The 19,547-nt window shown below is 34.2% G+C and carries 15 protein-coding genes and 2 tRNA genes; 13 read left to right on the top strand and 4 right to left on the bottom strand.

Annotation, left to right across the window (positions count from 1 at the left end):
* Positions 1-46: 46 nt before the first annotated feature.
* Positions 47-2,506: an AsmA-like C-terminal region-containing protein gene (locus WN975_RS21140; protein WP_337968211.1), complete on the bottom strand. Its 2,460-nt coding sequence runs from the start codon at positions 2,504-2,506 to the stop codon at positions 47-49.
* 246 nt (positions 2,507-2,752) lie between these two features.
* Between WN975_RS21140 and trxA the strand changes: the two genes are divergently transcribed.
* Positions 2,753-3,070, top strand: a complete 318-nt coding sequence (gene trxA / locus WN975_RS21145) for a thioredoxin (protein ID WP_041516662.1) — start codon at positions 2,753-2,755, stop codon at positions 3,068-3,070.
* A gap of 242 nt (positions 3,071-3,312) precedes the next feature.
* Here the strand turns inward: trxA and WN975_RS21150 are convergent, their stop codons facing one another.
* Together WN975_RS21150 and WN975_RS21155 are read right to left on the bottom strand one after the other, a co-directional pair.
* Entirely contained in the window at positions 3,313-5,385 is a 2,073-nt protein-coding gene (locus tag WN975_RS21150; RefSeq protein WP_337968212.1) for a HAMP domain-containing sensor histidine kinase, read from the bottom strand.
* Positions 5,382-6,089, bottom strand: coding sequence for a LytTR family DNA-binding domain-containing protein (locus tag WN975_RS21155; RefSeq protein WP_337968213.1), 708 nt, complete (start codon positions 6,087-6,089; stop codon positions 5,382-5,384). The genes WN975_RS21150 and WN975_RS21155 overlap by 4 nt, the downstream gene beginning before the upstream one ends.
* A 204-nt stretch (positions 6,090-6,293) precedes the next feature.
* Between WN975_RS21155 and WN975_RS21160 the strand changes: the two genes are divergently transcribed.
* From WN975_RS21160 to WN975_RS21215, 12 genes are all read left to right on the top strand, one after another.
* A complete protein-coding gene (locus tag WN975_RS21160) occupies positions 6,294-6,830 on the top strand; it encodes a hypothetical protein (protein WP_337968214.1) in 537 nt (178 codons plus the stop codon).
* Between the two features lie 61 nt (positions 6,831-6,891).
* The gene (locus WN975_RS21165) at positions 6,892-7,488 is read left to right on the top strand and encodes a hypothetical protein (RefSeq protein WP_337968215.1); all 597 of its coding nucleotides are present in this window, start codon (positions 6,892-6,894) and stop codon (positions 7,486-7,488) included.
* A gap of 65 nt (positions 7,489-7,553) precedes the next feature.
* On the top strand, positions 7,554-7,883 hold the full coding sequence (locus WN975_RS21170) for a hypothetical protein (RefSeq protein WP_337968216.1): 330 nt from the start codon (positions 7,554-7,556) through the stop codon (positions 7,881-7,883).
* 163 nt (positions 7,884-8,046) lie between these two features.
* Positions 8,047-10,623, top strand: a complete 2,577-nt coding sequence (locus WN975_RS21175; RefSeq protein ID WP_337968217.1) for a M1 family aminopeptidase — start codon at positions 8,047-8,049, stop codon at positions 10,621-10,623.
* Positions 10,620-11,546 (top strand): DUF58 domain-containing protein, encoded by a 927-nt coding sequence (locus tag WN975_RS21180; protein WP_337968218.1) that lies wholly within the window; start codon positions 10,620-10,622, stop codon positions 11,544-11,546. The genes WN975_RS21175 and WN975_RS21180 overlap by 4 nt, the downstream gene beginning before the upstream one ends.
* Before the next feature lie 86 nt (positions 11,547-11,632).
* Positions 11,633-11,706, top strand: a tRNA-Asp gene (locus tag WN975_RS21185).
* A 704-nt stretch (positions 11,707-12,410) separates the two neighbouring features.
* Positions 12,411-12,484, top strand: a tRNA-Asp gene (locus WN975_RS21190).
* 218 nt (positions 12,485-12,702) lie between these two features.
* Positions 12,703-13,524: an AraC family transcriptional regulator gene (locus WN975_RS21195; protein WP_337968219.1), complete on the top strand. Its 822-nt coding sequence runs from the start codon at positions 12,703-12,705 to the stop codon at positions 13,522-13,524.
* A gap of 321 nt (positions 13,525-13,845) precedes the next feature.
* Positions 13,846-15,156: a TolC family protein gene (locus WN975_RS21200; RefSeq protein WP_337968220.1), complete on the top strand. Its 1,311-nt coding sequence runs from the start codon at positions 13,846-13,848 to the stop codon at positions 15,154-15,156.
* A gap of 171 nt (positions 15,157-15,327) precedes the next feature.
* A complete protein-coding gene (locus WN975_RS21205; RefSeq protein WP_337968221.1) occupies positions 15,328-16,380 on the top strand; it encodes an HlyD family secretion protein in 1,053 nt (350 codons plus the stop codon).
* A 1-nt stretch (position 16,381) separates the two neighbouring features.
* Positions 16,382-17,965 carry an MFS transporter gene (locus WN975_RS21210; protein ID WP_337968222.1) on the top strand — a complete coding sequence of 528 codons (1,584 nt, stop codon included), beginning with the start codon at positions 16,382-16,384 and terminating at the stop codon, positions 17,963-17,965.
* 289 nt (positions 17,966-18,254) lie between these two features.
* The gene (locus tag WN975_RS21215; protein ID WP_337968223.1) at positions 18,255-18,914 is read left to right on the top strand and encodes an HAD family phosphatase; all 660 of its coding nucleotides are present in this window, start codon (positions 18,255-18,257) and stop codon (positions 18,912-18,914) included.
* A 123-nt stretch (positions 18,915-19,037) separates the two neighbouring features.
* Here WN975_RS21215 and WN975_RS21220 read toward each other — a convergent pair whose 3' ends face one another.
* Entirely contained in the window at positions 19,038-19,520 is a 483-nt protein-coding gene (locus WN975_RS21220; RefSeq protein ID WP_337968224.1) for a carboxypeptidase-like regulatory domain-containing protein, read from the bottom strand.
* Positions 19,521-19,547: the final 27 nt, after the last annotated feature.

The following is a 19,547-nucleotide window of genomic DNA, read 5'->3' on the forward strand; positions in this document are numbered from 1 at the left end:
ATTGTATGAATTAGTGGGTGTTTTTATGCAATATTGCGTGATAAAATCACTTTCCTTTATCCTTCTTTCCCCATTTGATTTTCATTTTCCCATCGTCGTCAAGTGCGATTAAATGCAGTACAATTCCGCGGTCGCGAACGGCGTCGCGTTCGGCTTTGGTGGCGAGTTTGATGTCATTTTTAGAGTTTCTGAGTGGGATTGTGAGAGCAAGATTTGTGCCTCGGCCAAAAGAGTAAATTCCGTTGACGTCGAAGTTGAGCACGCTGGAACTTATGGTTAGATTATTCACGTCTATTTGTTCTCCGCGTATGTTGAGGTTGCCCGACAAATCGCTAAAAGTAATGTTCTTGACATCGCGAAACGGAAACGCAAATTTCCCAACTTTTACAATAGGTTCAAAGTTAAGTAACGCGCCCTGATTGACATTAAAATCAAGTTTTCCGTGCATAGAATTGGTGATTAATTCGCCTTTGCTATTGATTAATCCGGTGACATTTGCCTTGCTGCTAAGTTTTCCTTTGATATTATTTGGAGAAAAAGACTGAATCCCGAAGTTGTTAAACGATCTTAAAAAACTCGCAATATCAACCCGATTTACTTGTGCATTCGAACTAAAATTAAAGTTGTTTCCATTTGGCGCGACGATAGTGCTAAAAGTAATACTTCCGCCAGAAGTTTGCAGCGAACCATTTTTTATAATAAGCCTGGAATCGATCATCTGGATTTCGGCTTTTGTATTGGTGGCGGTCAGTTTATTATAATTTATTTTGTCGGCTTTGATGTTAATATCTACGACGCATTTTTCGATAGCATTTCGCAATTGATGAGACATTGTTGCTTTTTTGGGCGTTGCTTTACTTTTTTGTGAACTCGCCAAAACGCCCAGAAATTGTTTGAGATCAATATTAGGGCAATAAATATCCCAGTTTACAACCATTTTTTCGGGTGCATCGTAATATAGATTCAGGAAATTATCGATTTTACCTTCGATATAAACGATGTTTTTATTGTGTTTGTATGCGATTTTTTTAATCAGCAAAGCTTTTTCGGTAAAGTCGAGCTGAACGTTGATTTTTTCGGCGTGAATGTTTTTCGGAATAAAATGAAAAGAGACATTCTGCACATTTACGTTTCCAATAAAACGCGGTTTGGTGATAAACAAATCGACAATATCAAACTGAAACTTTAGATTTGCTGTGGCGTGACCTTCAGAAAACTGAATCCATTTGTCGTTGCTTGCTTCGTTTAGTTTCGTAACATCAAAATCTGAACTTACATAACCGGTTGCCAGCGGTTTCTCGAGATTATTGATCGACAATTGCGGAATCTTGAGCGGTATATTTTCATAATTTGCTGCAAAATGAGTTAAAATAATAGCCGAATTTGCATCGTTAAAACCTTCTTTTGGTTTAAAATTATTGGTGAAAATACCTTTAAAACTACAATCGGTAAGTTGCCCGTCTGGAATGCTGAGTTCGTTATTTTTAATTATTGCCTGAACTACAATTCTGGGATCACCTTCGGCATTAAAATCGCCTTTGATGTCACAATTCACATCGATTTCTTTTTTCAAGTTAAATCGGTTAAGCTTAGAACTTATGTTTGCCGATAATAAATTGGATGCATTTTGCCATAAAATAGTTGTTCCAATATTAATTCCGAAGAGCGCATTTCCTTTGGCTAAATTAAAATAAGCGGTAATATCAAAAGAATCTGTGCCTATTTTGAGACCTTTGATTACGACATCAATTTTTTGTTTTCCGGAATCATAAGAAACCTCAAAAGTTCCTTTGAGTTGTTTTTGTTTTGCAAAACTTCCGTGTACGGTATTAAATGCCAAACTGGCAATTTGAGTGTCCAGAAAAACATTTGTTTGCCAATTATCACCGTCATAATCTACTTTTGTGGTTAAGTTGGCAACATCAAAATCAAATAGTTTGTGCCCTAAACGATTATCGAGAATAAAGTGAACGCCGTTTAACTCAACTTGGTCAACTGTAGTTTCGGTTTCAGATTTATTGTTAGGATCTTTTTTCTTTTTAGGTTTAAAGATGTTCGCATTCGAATAGCCATTTTCGGCTTTATAAACATAAATATTGGCTTCGTTAATCAGGATTTTATGAATATTGATTTCGTTTTGCAATAAACTCCAAACGTTCAGTCGAACCTCAATTTCTTTTGCATTCAATAAAGTATGTTTGTGTGTTTGCCATTGATTGTCTTTGATTTCAACATCTTTTAAGGCCAAAGTAAAATTGGGGAAACCAGTTAAAAACTTATAATGAAAATCGCCAATGTGAAACTTTCCATTAATGTTTTCGTTGATTTTGGTATTGACTTTGGCGATAATTTCGGTTTTATTTTGGTTGAAGTAAATCGATAATCCGCCACAAGTAAGAAGTAGTAAAATGATGAGTCCCAAAATAAAGAAGCCAAAACGTTTGGCATATTTCTTAAAACGAACCGATTGAAAAAAGGTTTTTATATGAAGTAAAATTTCTCTCATTTCGCGTGGATTTTCAGGATCTATAAAGATAAGGTAAAAAACTGACGTTTTTTTAAAAAGATGAAGCTCAAATAGTTGTAGGTTAAAACTTATAAATAATACTTTTCGTGTTAATATAATTATTGACAATACATTTATAATGAAAACTAATCTGGGAATGGTGTTTCATTTGTATTTAATTTTTAAATTTGTACTCTAGTTTGAAGAGTAACAATTCAGACGATAATTTTAAAAAGATAAGAAATTATGGCATTAGCAATAACAGATGCTACTTTTGACGAAGTAGTTTTGAAATCAGATAAACCAGTAATGGTAGATTTTTGGGCAGCATGGTGTGGTCCTTGTAGAATGGTTGGTCCAATCATCGACCAAATCAGCGAAGAGTACGCAGGTAAAGTAGTTGTTGGTAAAGTAGATGTAGATGCAAACCAAGAATTCGCTGCAAAATATGGTGTGCGTAACATACCAACCGTTTTGGTTTTTCATAACGGTGAAGTAGTAGGAAAACAAGTAGGAGTTGCTCCGAAACAAACCTACGCAGATAGTTTAGACGCTTTGTTGTAATCGTAAGATTATGATTTATATAAAAGAGGTTTGGCGAAAGTCAAGCCTTTTTTATTGGAATAAAATTGAGCGTAATTTCTTAACATATAGATTTTTAAAAGAAATGTGTTTCTTAAAAAAAAAAGACTTTGCGCCTTTGCGTCTTTGCGCGATTATAATTTTAAGCGCTTTAATTGTTGGTTGAAATTTGCGCGCAAAGACGCAAAGGCGCAAAGTTTAAATATCTATGGCGTAAAAAAGCTTTAGAATGCAATCGTGAAAGTAGTTCCTGAATCTTGCAGAGATTTGACTTCGATTTTGCAATTTATGGCTGTAGCCAAATCCCGAATCAAATGCAATCCTAAACCGGATTTGATTCCTATAACTTCTGAATCGTCGTATAAAGCTTTGAATTGTTCCTGAGTTCCGCCTGGACCATTGTCTGTAATAGAAAGATACGTTTGATTGTTTTCCTGCCAGGCTTTCCAGATTATTTTGCCGTTTTGGGTTTTATCAAGTGCTTTTATGGCATTTCCTGTTAAGTTTCTGATGATGGTTTTTAGGTAATTTTCATCTGTGTTTAAGATGATGTTTTGCGAATTTTCGAATAAAATTTCAATGTTTTCTACACTCGAAAAATGGTTTTTCATTTCTTCAAATATTGTAGCTATTGAGATTTCTTTAAAATGAGGTTTGAAATTTTCCATCTGACTTTTGCTCCACAACAAAATATCTTCCATTGAGGATAATAGATTTTCTGCTCCCGAAATAACTTTCGTTTGCATGCGCAAGGCGGTGGCTTCATCAATAAGTTCCGGATTTTCTTTTTGAAGATGTAGAAAGTGAATTAAATTCGAAACGGGACTTCGCAAATCGTGATTTAAAATACTAAAAAATCGGGCTTTTATTTTATTTGCTTCGTCGAGTTCGTGGTTTAAAACCTGTAATTTCTCATTGGTTTTCTTTCGATTCTGGCTTTGTTTGAATACTAATAATACAATTATTCCAATGAGAATTAATCCCGAAATTAAAAAGATTCTCTGCTTTTTGGCTTCTTCAATCTGAATGTTTTTAATGGTATTTTGAGCCGAAAGATTTTTTATTTCCTGACCTTTTGTTCGGTTTTGATAACGGGCTTCGGCATTTGCAATGTTCTTGCTGGCAGATTCCTGCATGATTTCGTCATTAATCTTGCTGTAATTTTCGTTGTATTCATAGGCTTTTTGCCAAAGTCCCAAAGCAGCGTAACTTTGCGATAGTTTCTTGTTGATCGTAACATAAGATTCCTTGTCGTAGGTAAAAGCATTTTTTGAAGCAAGTGTCAAAGTTTCAATGGCTTTTTTATAATCTCTTTTTTCATATAAAACCCTTCCCATCGTTGTGTTCGCTTCCATTATAATTTCTTCATCGGTCGATTTTTGTCCTAATGAAACTGCTTTTTTAGCATAATTATAAGCAATGCCGATTTTGTTTTGTGTAATATAATATTCGGAAAGACTTCTATTAGCCAAACTCAAATTAAGAAACAAAGAATCTTTGGCGGAAGGATATGTATAAATTAGCTTGTAATATTTTTGAACGCTGTCGATTTTCTTTAACGGAACAAAACATTGCAAATAATAATTGCATAAAAACGCTTTGACGTACGGCGATTTTATATAAGGTTTTGATTCGTTTAAGTATTCAATTCCTTTATCATATTGCTTCATTTTTGTGTAAGCACTTGCAATCTGACTGTATGATATTCCAATGTTTTCGTAATTTGCTTCGCTTTTTTCGAGTTGCTTTTTATAGTTTATTGCTTTTAATTGATAACTAATAAAAGTGTCATAATCGTAATTGTCCATGTAATATTCGGCAACACTTCCGTTAAGGACAGCTTGAGAATAAGTGCTTTTTGTAGTGTCTAATACTGTTTTGATGTACTCAATTAGATGATCTCTTTTTGCAGTTGCATTAAGAGAATAATACATATAATTAAGACGCATCAAAGTGTTGGTTTCTATTTTAAGATGTCGGGATTTTTTAGCATATTTCCATGATAACTCATAGTTGTCTACTGCTTTTTGATATTGATTGTTGCTAAACTCATACGCATATCCTTTAAAATAATAGAATTTACCCAAGAAAGCAGGATATTTTTGAGAGAGGTTTATGCCTTTATCAGCACTAATTATAAGTTTTGGATAATCGTCTAAATTCTTAACATCGTTGCAGAATTTAACCCAGGCTTTAAGTTTTTCGGGTTGCGTTTTATACTTTGCCAGAATAGGTTCTTGCTGTGCGAAAACAGTTAAGTTGATGAAAAACAAAAACAAGAACCCCATTTTTTTCATGAGAACAGATTTAGGTTTTCTTTATAACTTCTGCCAACGGGAATCGTAATATTGTTGTTTAGAAGAATTTCGGTCGAATTTATTTTCTGAATGAATTGCTTCTGAACCGCAAAACTTCTATGAATTCGGATAAAAGACTGAAAATGATCTTCTTTCAAAAGATTGCCAATACTCGATAAAACGCAATGTCTTTTTTTGTCTGTAATAATTAAGGTATAATCTTTTAAAGCTTCGAGATATAAAATTTCGTGTAGTTTGACTTTCGTCTGATCGTGACCTTCTTTTATATAAATAGTGTCGCCGCCAATACTTGCTTCAAAAAGTGAGGCTTTCAATTTAATTTCCATAAACTCTTCGATTCGGCTTATGGTTTGTGCAAATCGATCAAGTTTTAATGGTTTTACAATAAAATCAAGCGTTTCTATTTCGAAACTTTCTACCGCATGTTCAGGATGTGCTGTTATAAAAATACAAACGGGAATTTCTAAGGCTTGTTTTCTGAATTCGATTCCGTTTAAACCCGGCATATCAATATCCAGAAACAAGATGTCGATCTTTTCTTTTTCGATAAATAAAAACGCATCTTCTGCCGATTCAAAAACACCTAAAATATCCAAAATCGGAAATTTTTTGGCAAACGATAACACCGTAAGTCTGTCAATTTCGTCATCGTCGATAATGATACAAGTGTATTTTTTGGTCATTTGATTCGGTTTTATAGTTGTCTGTCTATTTAAAATGTTGTTTATCTATTGGTGGTTTTTCCGCCCATTTTAATCCTGCAAATTTGTTTTGTAATTAAGCCTTCAGATAAAAGAAACGTTCTGTTACTATCATTTGGCTTTTACAAAAATAACGCTATTGAATTAAAAATTAACCATTTAATGAATTATTAAAACCAAATTATTATGAAAATTACTAAAACCATTTTTGCCATTTTATTACTTACTATTTTTTCAACTTCATGCAGCAGCGATGACGGAAAAGACGGAGTTGATGGACAAGTAGGAGCAACGGGAGCAACCGGAACGGCAAATGTTATTTATAGCGCATGGATAACGGCGCCAACTGCAGCTGCAGAAACAATTGATGGAACTTCAGGAATATCTACAACTATTAATGCACCGGAATTGTCTGATGATATTCTTTCAAAAGGAACCATATTAGTGTATGTGTCTTTTGGAATTGGTACCTATACATTGCCTTATACTTCGACAGCTGGCGGATTTGTCAATACAATTACGGCTATTTCTACTCTAAAGAAAATCAAATTGTTCCGATTTAGACATGATGCCGGAGGAACTGTAGGTCTTCCAACAACGCTGAGCTGGCGTTATATCTTGATTCCGGGTGGCGTTGCTGCGGCGACATCAAAAGAAGCCAAATTAGATTATTCTAAAATGAGTTACGAAGAAGTTTGTACGCATTTTAATATTCAAAAATAGTTTTCCCAAAAGAAAATAAAAGTATTTAAAACCAAATAAATAACCAGTTAATTAATTTATCATGAAAACTTTAAAAACGATTTTAGCCCTTTTATTACTGGCGCTGTTAACGATTTCGTGCAGCGGTGACGATAATGATAATAAAGGTCCGGTTACTTATGTGGCCGAAAATCCTTTAGATTCTTATTTGACAACCTCAGGATTTAATCAAAAAGCAGTGGATGTTAAAAATGAGGGATTCTATGAGTTTGGCTTTAGCTTTAAGCCAACAGTTACGGGTAAAATAACTTCCGTTTTTGCAAAAATGCCAGATACAAATACAGCTTTAAGAATTACAATATGGGATGCATCAACTAAAACTGTTATACATTCTGAAAAAATGTTTGTTTCTGTAGCAAACATGGCTTTCGAAAAAACAATAGTACCTATTCAGCTTATTAAAGATAAAGAATATTTTTTATCGGTTTATAGTGATGACTGGATTTCCAGAACAAAAACGGACGGATCTTCGACAACTTATCCTATTGTGGCGGGAAATATTATAATTACCGGATATGCATATTCCCTAAGTTCGGCAACAGAACCTGTTTATCCTTCAACCAAAAGGTTTGATTATTATGCAGGAGATTTTTCTTTTCTGTTTAAACAAACAGAATAATACCTCTTTTTTCTAGTTGATTTTCTCGAAATAACATGTTTAATAAACCTCAAAACTAAATTATTATGAAAGCCTTAAAACCTTTTTTACCGCTTTTGATATTCACATTTTTGATACTCATACTCGTGACAATCTCTTATAATACTGACGATAACAAAGCAGAACGTTTTACTTATAATGAAGGAAATTCTCTCACGACTTATATGGCGTTATCAGGATTTTATCAAAAAACTAAAGCCACGAAGAATGTTCCGGTTTTTTCTAAGCCCGGTTTTAAATTCAAACCGAGTGCTACAGGCAAAATAAACGCTTTTATTGTGAATATCCCAGATGGAAATCCTGCTTTAAGAGTTGCTTTATGGGATACAACTTTGAAATTTCAACAAACTGAATAATTTTATTTTTGGATAGCTTGAATTAGTAAGTTTGGAAAAGGTTTGGCGCAAGTCAGACCTTTTTTTGTTTTAGCCACAGATTAAATGATTTTTTTAATCTGTGAAAATCATTTAATTCGTGGCAAACTTTTTTTATTTTTACGAATCATATATTCCTATAAAAATGAAAATTCTCTACAGCTTTCTTTGTGTTCTTGCATTTACTACAATTGGTTTTTCTCAATCGAAACAAAAAGAAAATCTTGTTTTAGATAATGGTGTTTCAGAGCAAATGGCAATTTTTCGAAAACATCAAATCTCTAATGTTACTTACGAACTTTCGTTTGAGATTCCGAAAGAAAAACAACAGGAAATTAATTCGAATCTGACTTTGAATCTGGCTATTTCTGATCTAAGCGAGCCTTTGTATTTAGATTTTAAAGAGAAAACTCAGAATATAAAATCTATTCTGGTTAACGGAAAAAGTACTGCAATTCTTCATGAGAAAGGACATATTGTTATTGCTGCCAAAGACTTGATTTTAGGAAAAAATACTGTCGGAATTTCGTTTATAGCAGGAGATTTATCTTTGAACAGAAATGATGATTTCTTGTATACTTTACTAGTTCCGGATCGCGCAAGTACATTATTTCCGTGTTTTGATCAGCCGGATATTAAAGCAACTTACAAATTGAGTTTAACGGTTCCTAAAGATTGGTCGGTTTTGGCTGGAGCCGATGTAAAAGAGAAAGTAGAAAAAGGAGATTTTACGTCTTATACTTTTGGAGAATCAGACAAAATGAGCACTTATTTGTTTTCGTTTGTAGCCGGAAAATTCAAAACGGTAACGCAGAAACCAGGAAATCGAGAAATGACGATGTTATATCGTGAAAACAACGAAGAGAAAATAAAAGTTAGTACCGATACTATTTTCAGTTTACACCAACAATCATTAGACTTTTTAGAAAAATATACCAATTATAAATTTCCATTTCAGAAGTTAGATTTTGCTTCAATTCCCGTTTTTCAATATGGCGGAATGGAACATGTTGGCGCAATTCAATACAAAGAATCAAGTCTTTTTTTGGATAATAGCGCAACAGACAGCGAGAAACTTGATCGTGCAAAACTAATCGCGCATGAAACATCGCATATGTGGTTTGGCGATTTGGTTACTATGAAATGGTTTGATGATGTCTGGATGAAAGAAGTGTTTGCAAACTTTATGGCAGACAAAATTATGAATCCAATCTTTCCGAAAATCAATCATAATTTGCAGTTTTTCTCAGCACATTATGCAAGCGCTTACGCGGAAGATCGCTCGTTGGGAACGCATCCGATAAAGCAAAATTTAGCTAATTTAAAAGATGCAGGTTCGCTTTACGGCGCAATTATTTATAATAAAGCGCCAATAATGATGCGTCAATTAGAAGCTTCGATGGGAAAAGAAGCTTTTCAGAAAGGACTTGAAAAATACATTAAGAAATACGCAAACGATAATGCAGATTGGAATAATCTAGTTGAAATTCTAGATGCTGAAACTCCGCTTGATATGCAAAAATGGAGCAAAGTTTGGGTAAACAAATCCGGAAGAGCCATTTTTACAGATAAAATAAAATATGATGCTCAAAACCGAATTTCAGCTTTCGAAATTCAGCAAAAAGCAGAAGATAAGTCCGATAATATCTGGCCTCAGGTTTTTCAGATTGGTTTGATTTATCCGGATAATGTTAAGATTGTTGAGGTTAATATTAAAGACAAAAACAGTAGTATAAAAACTTTAATTGGGCAACCAAAACCTGAGAGTATTGTTTACAATTATAATGGTTTTGGATATGGAGTTTTTCCGCTTGACGGGAATAATTTAAATTATATATCAACTTTGAAAGATGAGGTTGCAAGAGCGTCAAGTTATAGCAATCTTTATGAAAACACTTTAAACGGAAATGTTTCGCCAAATAAAGCGTTTGATTGTTTTATAAAAGGAATTCAAGTCGAGCAAAACGAGTTGGTTTTGAAAATAATTACGAATCAGACAAATGCTGTTTTTTGGAAATTCCTAACAGAAAAGCAACAAAACAAGGCACAGAAACAACTTGAAGATGTTTTGTATGAACGTTTACAAGCCAATTTGTCGAGTAATATCAAAAAGACATTATTCAATTTATTTAGTTCAATCGCTTATTCAGATTCGGCGAAAGCCAAATTATATCAGATTTGGAATAAAGAAATTGCGATTCCAAGTTTAAAATTAAATGAAGACGATTATACCAATATTGCAATGAATTTGGCGATATTCAAGCATGAAAAAGTAAATGAAATCCTGAATAAAACCAAAACAACAATCACAAATCCGGACAAACAAAAGCGATTTGAGTTCTTACTTCCGTCTTTATCGAATGATGAATCAGTTCGAAATGCCTTTATGGAATCGTTAAAAGATGACAAAAACAGAGAAAAAGAAGCGTGGGTTTCTGTTGGATTAGCTAATTTTCATCATCCGTTGCGTCAGGAAAATGCTCAAAAGTATATTAGATTTTCATTAGATTTGGTGGATGAAATTCAGCGCACGGGAGATATTTTCTTTCCAAAAGATTGGTTGAGTAATACCGTTGGAAAATATTCGTCGAAATATGCTTTTGATGAAGTACAGCGATTCTTAAAAGAAAACCCTAATTTTAGTCCAATTCTGAAAAGGAAATTGTTGCAAGCGACGGACGGTTTGTACCGCGCACAAAATATTAAAAAAGAAACCGAATGAAAATTGAATCGGAAATAGAGAAAGTCTCCAGTTTTCAGCATCTCGAAATGCTGGCAAATCAGGTTGTAGAAGGTTTTATATCTGGAATGCACAAGAGTCCGTTTCATGGATTTTCGGCTGAATTTGCTGAGCATAAAGTCTATAATGCGGGTGAAAGCACAAAACATATCGATTGGAAATTATTTGCCAAAACAGATCGTTTATATACGAAACGTTATGAAGAAGAAACCAATTTGCGTTGTCATCTTATAGTCGATAATTCGTCGTCGATGCATTATCCGGAACTAAAATCTGGTCGGCCTTTTTATGAAAAGAAGATTGGATTTGCAGTTTTGGCGTCGGCAGTTTTGATGAATATCTTAAAGAAACAGCGTGATGCGGTTGGTTTAAGCGTTTTCTCAGACAGTTACGAATATTATGCTCCCGAAAAAGGAAGTGATCGCCATCATAGAATGCTGCTCAATAAATTAGAGCAATTATTAGAACAGCCAAAAGTCAAAAAGACAACCGATACAATTACGTATTTGCATCAAATTGCGGAGAAAATGCATCGCCGTTCGATGATTATCATATTTACGGATATGTTTCAGTCAGAAGATGATGAGAAGTTGTTTAATGCTTTGCAACATTTAAAACACAATAAACATAAAGTCGTTTTATTTCATGTTGTAGATGATAAAACGGAGCTTAAATTTGACTTTGATAATGCGCCTCGAAAGTTTATTGACTTAGAATCTGGTGAAGAAGTATCGATTTTTGCTGATAATGTAAAAGTAGAATACGAAAAAAGGGCAGAAGAGTACTTTAAAAAACTGTCTTTGACTTGTGCAAAGAACCAAATTAAGTACGTTCCGGTGAATGTTGGTGATAATTTTGAAAAAATATTGACTACATATTTAGTTGAAAAACAAAACTTTGGCTAAAGATTTAAAAATATATTTAATTTTTTTTATCAAAACGCTTGCAGAAATGAAATTCTGTACTATCTTTGCAACCGCAATAACGCAGAGGTTTGGTAGTTCAGTTGGTTAGAATACATGCCTGTCACGCATGGGGTCGCGGGTTCGAGTCCCGTCCAGACCGCAATATTGGGAAAAGCCTTTCTTAACGGAAAGGCTTTTTTGCCCAAATACGGTATCTAAGATTAGTTGTGTTGTTTTGCTACGACTTTGTAACTCGTAGCTGGTTTAGTAGTTAGACCAATGAAAAGCTTTCCACTTTTGTGGATGGCTTTTTTGATTTAAGACATATCGAGATTTTTGTTTAACCGCAAAGAACGCTAAGATTTACACAAAGTCCGCAAAGTTTTTATAAGCTTTGCGGACTTTGTGTTTTTACTAAAATAGCAAATTCATATTTATTGACGTATAGTTTTGTCATTTCGACCGAAGGGAGAAATCACACAAGAAACTCTGCAAAGTGTATTTCCAATCTGTGTCGATCAACTAGTGTGATTTCTCCTTGCGTCGAAATGACAAGATTGAAGACATTCCCGTGTTTCAACCTTGGGAAACGTACTAGACGAAATGCGAGTTTTGATATTTATTGCGTTTCAACGGTTGAAACCATTGGCAATGTTTAATTAGGAGAAGTTTATTTTTGTACGAAAAAGCTTGGTTAAAATTTTAAACTTCGCCAAAAATCGATTTGTTTTGCTAAAATTTGAAAATTTTATGCTTTGGAATTTATTTAAAATCAGCTCATTAAAAATATTTCAATTTTTATTCCTAAAAACCCTTGTATAATCCAACTTCTGGATGTATTTTTGCACTCACAATAACGCAGTTGGTTTGGTAGTTCAGTTGGTTAGAATACATGCCTGTCACGCATGGGGTCGCGGGTTCGAGTCCCGTCCAGACCGCAATATTGGAAGAAGCCTTTCTTAACGGAAAGGCTTTTTTGTTTTTATGATTTAAGGCTTAACCGCAAAGAGCGCTAAGATTTACGCAAGGTTCGCAAAGTTTTAATTAAGCTTTGCGAACTTTGCGTTTTTACCTTGCGCTCTTTGCGGTTAAACCGTCACAATTTATATTATTCTTACTATATTTAATATCGCAAAAACCGTCGTATTAAACTTTAATGGAACATTCCGGTCAGAAATTAGATAGATATTACATCAAAAAAGTAGATGCCGATAAAAAAAGCATTTATTGTCACCACGATTTGATGGGCGAATTGTTTGTGCCTACACATAAACATGAAAAAGCACAATTATTATATGCTGAAGGCGATGTGGTTTTTGTAACAACAGAAACGAAAACCTACTTTTTGCCGGCAAGACATTTTATCTGGATTCCTAGTGGAGTGGAGCATAGTATTGAGCCCAAATCTGAAAGTGTTACAATGCGAAACTTATATTTTCCGGTTGAAAAAGACGAAGATGTTTTTTATAAAAGTGAAGGTATTTATCCGGTTAATAATTTGTTGCTGCAAATGATGCTTTTTACGAATAGATGGAATGGTGATCTTAAAAAAGGAAGTCCGAATTTTGCGATTGCCAAAGCGATTAAGGCGATATTACCTCAAATTTGTCTGACCAATTTACCTTTAGAATTGCCGCAGCCAAAAGATCCGCGTTTGAGTAAAATCCTGCGACATATTGAGAATAATCTGGGCGAAACAATTTTGTTTGCAGATGTTGCGCATCAATTTGGATATAGCGAACGCTCTTTGTATCGCTTGTTTCAGAAAGACCTCAATATGTCATTTATTCAATACTATACTATTCGAAGAATTCTAAAAGCGATCGAACTTCTGCTTGATAGAAAACTTTCGGTCAAAGAAGTCGCTCTGGAAGTAGGATATAGTAGTGTGCCGACGTTTAGTAATACTTTCTTTAAATTCCTCGGACAAAGACCTTCTGATTACTTAAATGGAGAAGATATCTTGAGGATAAAATAAAACATATTTGCCCACGGATTTTACTGATTTAAGCAGATTTAGGCGGATTTATTTTATGATAATCTGCAAAATCAGTTTTAATCTTTTTAAATCTGCGTGAAACCCCAATTTATATAATTTTTTACAACGTATTGTTTTTCAGTATTTTAATATAACGTTTTCGGGAAATAAAATTTTAACATTTGTCCGAAATGAATATGTTATTGACTTTTTAGAATTATCAGTCATCAGAAAAATGAAGGAACTTTGCATTATAAAATTATTTAAATATTCATGTTCCTTAAAACAACAAATTCTACAGAGGATTGTTTTCTCAAAATCGTGTTGATATTTCTAATTGTATTGACATTTAATGGTTTACAAGCTCAAGAAATTCATTCGGTTTCGTTAAATGAAGCGGTGAAACTAGCTAAAGAAAACAATAAAAAGATCCTTAGATCTCAATTAGAGACTACGCTTTCAGAGCAAAACATCAAAGAAAGAAAAGAACTCCGTTTACCGGATATCGAATTAAACGGCGAATATTCCAGAATTACCAATATTACGGAATTCAAAGGAAGTGGTTTCCTAAATGGCAAAGAAGTAACGAAAGCAATTCCTGAAATCTATCAGGTGAATTCGACTTTTAAAATGCCAATTTATGCGGGTAATAAGATTAATAACGCCATTAAAATTGCGAATCAGGAAAACGAAATTGCCAAAATAAAAACCGAAAAGACTCAAAATGATATCGAGCTTGAAGTTGTAGCAAATTATCTGGCGATTTATAAAATGATGGAACTTCAGAAGATATTCGAAGAAAACATTAAAGAAGAAAAAAGCCGATTAAAAGAAGTTCAGTCTTTGCAAAAACACGGAACGGTAACCAAAAATGAAGTTATTAGAGCCGAATTACAGCTTTCGGATCGTGAATTAAGTGCACTTACAAACTCCAAAAACATAAAAATTGCACTTCACGATCTGAAAACTTTAATTCAGATTCCGGAAAGTGAAGAAGTAGCGATTGATACAACAGCCAATATCGATGAAATGAAAGGTTTAGATCCGTATGATTTTTACTTGGGAAAAGCTTTTCAGAATGAAGAAATGCGAATGGCAAGTCAGGAATTAAACATCAAAAAAACAGAATTGAAGTTGGTTAAAGCGAATTATTTGCCAACGGTAAACTTCTTTGGGAATTATGGTTTTTACTATCCAAACTACAAATTCTTTCCGCCAAATCCGTATTTGTACACTTTAGGACAAGTTGGTATTGAAGCGCATTTTGACCTTTCGGCATTGTATAAAAACAAAACTAAAGTAGATCAGGCGAACACAAAAATCGAATGGCAAAAAAAGCAAACTGAAATTACAAAAGATGAGATTCAGGATAAAGTGTTTAAAGAACATACGCAATATCAGGAAATCCTAGAGAAGTTTGTGGTTGTTGATAAAGCTTTGGATTTGGCCAATGAAAACTACCGAATCGTAAAACTAAAATACTTAAATCAATTGGTTTTAATAACCGAAATGGTCGATGCCGATAACGCTTTGTTACAGGCAAAATACAATAAGATTTCTACGAGATTGGATGCAATTCTAAAACATTACGAATTGTTGCATACTGCGGGGATAATGCCGGATCAGATTTAGATTTTAGACTTTTAGAGACAAGAAGCAAGAAGCAAGAATAAAGATTTTAGAAGCAAGAGAATAGAGTAAAGAATATAGATTTTAAGTTCCAGAGGAACGATTCATATTGTAGCGCCGGATTTTAATCCGGGGAGAATTAGAAAAAAATAGATAAAGAATATACAGTTTATTATGGTCAAGATAAAAAATGAAACTCGAAGAAACAGAACGTTTCATATATTAATAACAATTATAGCTTGCGTTTTGGTGGCAAGCGGAATCATTTTGGGGATTTGGTTTTATGTGTTTAATAGAAACCACGAAGAAACCAATGACGCTCAGGTTGAGCAATATGTAACGCCTATTATGTCGAGAATTACGGGTTATGTGCAGGAAGTTCGTTTTGATGAAAATCAGTTTGTGCATAAAGGAGATACTTTGGTTGTAATCGATAATAGAGAATATAAATCAAAGTTGAATGTGGCTCTTGCCGATGTTCAAAATGCGAAACAAAGTAGTGTTGTAGCAGAGAAAAATGTGGTGACAACGGCAAGTTCAACTGCAATTGGAGAATCGCAATTGGCTGCGGCCAAAACTAATCTTTGGAAAACAAAATTAGAATATGACAGATACAAAGCTTTGGTTAAAGATGAAGCTGCAACTTCGCAACAATTAGAAAAAGTTAAGGCAGATTACGAATCGGCGCAAGCACATTTGCAGGAAATGCGAGACAGAATTCAATCTTCAAATTTGAGTACTTCTCAAGCGCAGGCAAATGTTCCTACAACGCAAACTAATATCGCTTCAAAACAAGCTGTGGCTGATAATGCGGCATTGTTTCTTTCGTATACGATAATCACGGCGCCTTATGACGGTTGGGTTGGTAAAAGAACTTTACAACCTGGGCAAATGGTAAAAGAAGGACAATCTTTACTTTCGATAGTAAGTAAAGAAAAATGGATTACAGCCAATTTTAAAGAAACGCAATTGCAATATTTAACGGTTGGTCAGCAAGTAAAAATTCAGGCAGATGCGCTGAACGATAAAGAATTTACAGGAATCATAACTTCGTTATCTCCGGCAAGTGGCGCGAGGTTTTCGTTATTGCCACCGGATAATGCAACAGGAAACTTTGTGAAAATCGAACAAAGAATTCCGGTTAGAATTCAATTGAAAGACACTGATAAACAAGCTGATTTTTTAAGAGCCGGAATGAACATAACAGTTATTGCCGAACACCAATAAAATGGAAGATAAAAGTATTTTTAAATCCTGGGTTCCCAAATGGGCAATCATTATTATTTTGTTTGTCTGTTTGCTGCATTCCATGATTTTATTGGGAGTTTATACTTCAAACGTAACATATGCAGCGAGTTTTTTGGACATTGAACCCGAAGATTTGCAATTTGCAATGTGCGTAACTTACGGAACTTTGCTGGCAACGATTTTGATCGAAAGTAGATTTTCGAGTTTTTTTCCGGCAAAAAATTACCTGATGGCGGTTTATTCCTTAATCGGGATTACGATTATTTCATCGGCGTATATTACCAATTTTTATCTTTTTTTATTGCTAAGAGTTGCCGAGGGAATTTTGATGGCACTTCCGGTAATCACAATCAGGCAATTATTGATCGAGCAGTTTCATTCTAAAAATGCCATAATAATTGGTTTCTCCTTTTATTACGGTTCACTGTTATTGTCGACGCCATTTATTATGAATATTGCCGTTTGGTTTCTGGATCATTACGACTGGAAATACATGTTGTATGTTTCGGGCGGACTTCAGGTTTTGAATGTCTTTTTGATCTTGGTGACTTTCCGCGGACATAGAATCACAAAGAAAATTCCGTTGTATCAAATCGACTGGATTAGTTATATTTTGGTTTTGACAGCGATTCTTTGTGGCGCTTACTTTTTTGTTTATGCCGAAAAAAAATACTGGTTCGAGTCTTCTCACATGGTTATAATGTTGATGATTGCTTTAATAACCGGAGGTTTATTCATCTTTAAAGAGCGTTTGGTAAAAAGACCCACTTTTGATTTTGAAGTTTTTAAATATGCCAATCTGCGAATAGGATTCTTGTTGTTTTTCCTTTTTTATATCAGTCGAGCAACGTTGAGTCTTTGTCATTCGGCGATGTTTTCGATCTGGAATTGGGATCCGTCGCGAGTTGCGGGCGTGCAATATATTAACGGATTAGGAAATGTAATTGGATTGATTTTAGCCGCTTTTTTTCTGATGAAATCCGTTTCGACGAAAATCATTTTTATCATTGGTTTCTCGCTAATTGCGCTTTTTCATTTCTGGTTTACGTTTCTTTTTGTGTCAGATGTTGCTTTGTCAGATATTATCATTCCGTATGTTTTACAAGGAATAGGAGTTGGATTTTTATTTGTGCCTTTAATATTATTTACGACATCATCTGTTCCGGCAAAAATGGCGGTTTCTTCGGGAATTGTTGGAGTTTCGGGACGTTTTTGGGGAAGCACAATTGGATTTTGCGTGATGCAGAATGCGATGGTTTTTTTGAATAAAAAACACTTTCTGAAACTTAGCCAATTCGTAACCGGCGATAATCCCGAAGCGCAGCAAACAATCGCTTCAACAGCACAGGGTTTTATGGCAAAAGGATATTCGGCAGATAATGCGAATACTTTGGCTCTCAAAAAACTTTTCGGAACCATCACTAAACAATCGACTTTATTAGCCGATATGGAAATTTATACCATCGTAGGTTACGGTCTTGTGGCTTTGATTATCCTTATTGCGTGTAATCAGCATTTGAGACAAACAATGACTTTGGTTAAAAGTAAGATTTGGATTGGGTAAAGGTTTTTTGTTTCAAGTTTCAGGTTAATGGTTAATCGCGCAAAGCCTCAGAGTCGCAAAGTTTTTTATTTTTAAAGTTGCAGATTAATAATGTTTTAAGGATTTTTACTCTCGGAGATTTGGCAGATTGAGCAGATTTAATTTTAATAATTATCTGCGTTTATCGGCTTAGATCTTTTTTAAATTTGCGTGAAACAAAAAACTTTGCGACTCTGCGACTTTGCGAGATTCTATAAAAAACCTCTGTAGAAAATAAGTATCTTGCAATCGTTAAAAAAAACAAAATATAATGAAGCAGCAATGTGTTATTTTTGATATGGATGGAGTGATTTCTCACACGAATCCGCATCATGTGAAGGCTTTCGAGGCGTTTTTCGATAAATATCAAATTCCTTATACCAACGAAGAATTTGAAGAACATATGTACGGAAAACACAATAGTTATATCATGTCGCATTTCTTTAAGCGTCCAATTGCGGGAGAAGAACTAATAAAACTCGAAGACGAAAAAGAAGCAATGTTTCGCGAGATTTACAAAGACAAAGTCGATACGATTCCGCATTATTTGGAGTTTTTAAGCGAGTTGAAATCCCGAGGTTTTAAAACTGCCGTTGCAACATCGGCGCCACGTGCGAATCTTGATTTGATTATAAATGCATTGAAAATCGCAGACAAAATGGATTCTATGATGTCAAGTGAAGACGTAACGTTTCATAAACCAAATCCCGAAGTATATCTAAAATCTGCAGAACGTGTTGGAGTTTCTCCGTCGGATTGTGTGGTTTTCGAAGATTCTTTTTCGGGCGTTACAGCGGGGCTAAATGCAGGAATGAAAGTTGTTGGCGTATTAAGTACGCATACAAAAGAATATTTGCCTCCGTGTAGTTTTTATATCAACGATTACAGCGAAATTAATGTCGATAAAGTAATTGAGCTATTAAAAAGTTAATGACGCGGTTTTAAACCATATAAGTAATATAAGTTCATTTAAATAAAATGAGCATAATTTGAATAACCTTCAGTTTTGACTGGAGGTTTTTTTATGGCATTATTTCATTGTAAAAACAAGTTCTTAAAGTGAAATTTTATGTTTTTTACAATACCATTTTGGGTCGCACATCGTAACGACGCAGCCTCCTAATTTAACTTTTCCTCTTTTTGATTCTTTAAATGTTTTTTTGCTGGGAAGTCCATATACAATTGGGATTAATTTATCGGAGCTGTTTATTGGGCAAACATTTGAAGATTCCGGACATGGTTGTGGATAAGAAAATTCGAAAATAGTATCAGTTGTAGTAAAATTTAAATCTTGAATTGATGGTAGATATACAACATATGCGAGTTTTAGCTGATATGCGCCAAAATTTAAATTATTAAAAGAAAAGTTACCGTAATAATCCGTTTGAGTTTTAGCAATAGTTTTATTTTTCTGTAATATTTCAACACTTACTCCAGGAAAATCAATATGGTCATTTCTGTCTAATACATGTCCTTTAAAAGTTCCGGTTTGTGAATAAAGGGAAGAAAACATTAAAAGAAAGATTAGGTTTTTCATGGCTGTTGAGTTTATGAATTGCTTTCA

Source organism: uncultured Flavobacterium sp., from assembly GCF_951805225.1.
Classification (GTDB): Bacteria; Bacteroidota; Bacteroidia; order Flavobacteriales; family Flavobacteriaceae; genus Flavobacterium.

What these genes read in the sequence shown, in the direction of transcription:
- WN975_RS21140 (WP_337968211.1), bottom strand. Translation starts at nt 2,506, where the DNA reads ATGAGAGAAATTTTACTTCATATAAAAACCTTTTTTCAATCGGTTCGT.
- trxA (WP_041516662.1), top strand. Translation starts at nt 2,753, where the DNA reads ATGGCATTAGCAATAACAGATGCTACTTTTGACGAAGTAGTTTTGAAA.
- WN975_RS21150 (WP_337968212.1), bottom strand. Translation starts at nt 5,385, where the DNA reads ATGAAAAAAATGGGGTTCTTGTTTTTGTTTTTCATCAACTTAACTGTT.
- WN975_RS21155 (WP_337968213.1), bottom strand. Translation starts at nt 6,089, where the DNA reads ATGACCAAAAAATACACTTGTATCATTATCGACGATGACGAAATTGAC.
- WN975_RS21160 (WP_337968214.1), top strand. Translation starts at nt 6,294, where the DNA reads ATGAAAATTACTAAAACCATTTTTGCCATTTTATTACTTACTATTTTT.
- WN975_RS21165 (WP_337968215.1), top strand. Translation starts at nt 6,892, where the DNA reads ATGAAAACTTTAAAAACGATTTTAGCCCTTTTATTACTGGCGCTGTTA.
- WN975_RS21170 (WP_337968216.1), top strand. Translation starts at nt 7,554, where the DNA reads ATGAAAGCCTTAAAACCTTTTTTACCGCTTTTGATATTCACATTTTTG.
- WN975_RS21175 (WP_337968217.1), top strand. Translation starts at nt 8,047, where the DNA reads ATGAAAATTCTCTACAGCTTTCTTTGTGTTCTTGCATTTACTACAATT.
- WN975_RS21180 (WP_337968218.1), top strand. Translation starts at nt 10,620, where the DNA reads ATGAAAATTGAATCGGAAATAGAGAAAGTCTCCAGTTTTCAGCATCTC.
- WN975_RS21195 (WP_337968219.1), top strand. Translation starts at nt 12,703, where the DNA reads ATGGAACATTCCGGTCAGAAATTAGATAGATATTACATCAAAAAAGTA.
- WN975_RS21205 (WP_337968221.1), top strand. Translation starts at nt 15,328, where the DNA reads ATGGTCAAGATAAAAAATGAAACTCGAAGAAACAGAACGTTTCATATA.
- WN975_RS21210 (WP_337968222.1), top strand. Translation starts at nt 16,382, where the DNA reads ATGGAAGATAAAAGTATTTTTAAATCCTGGGTTCCCAAATGGGCAATC.
- WN975_RS21215 (WP_337968223.1), top strand. Translation starts at nt 18,255, where the DNA reads ATGAAGCAGCAATGTGTTATTTTTGATATGGATGGAGTGATTTCTCAC.
- WN975_RS21220 (WP_337968224.1), bottom strand. Translation starts at nt 19,520, where the DNA reads ATGAAAAACCTAATCTTTCTTTTAATGTTTTCTTCCCTTTATTCACAA.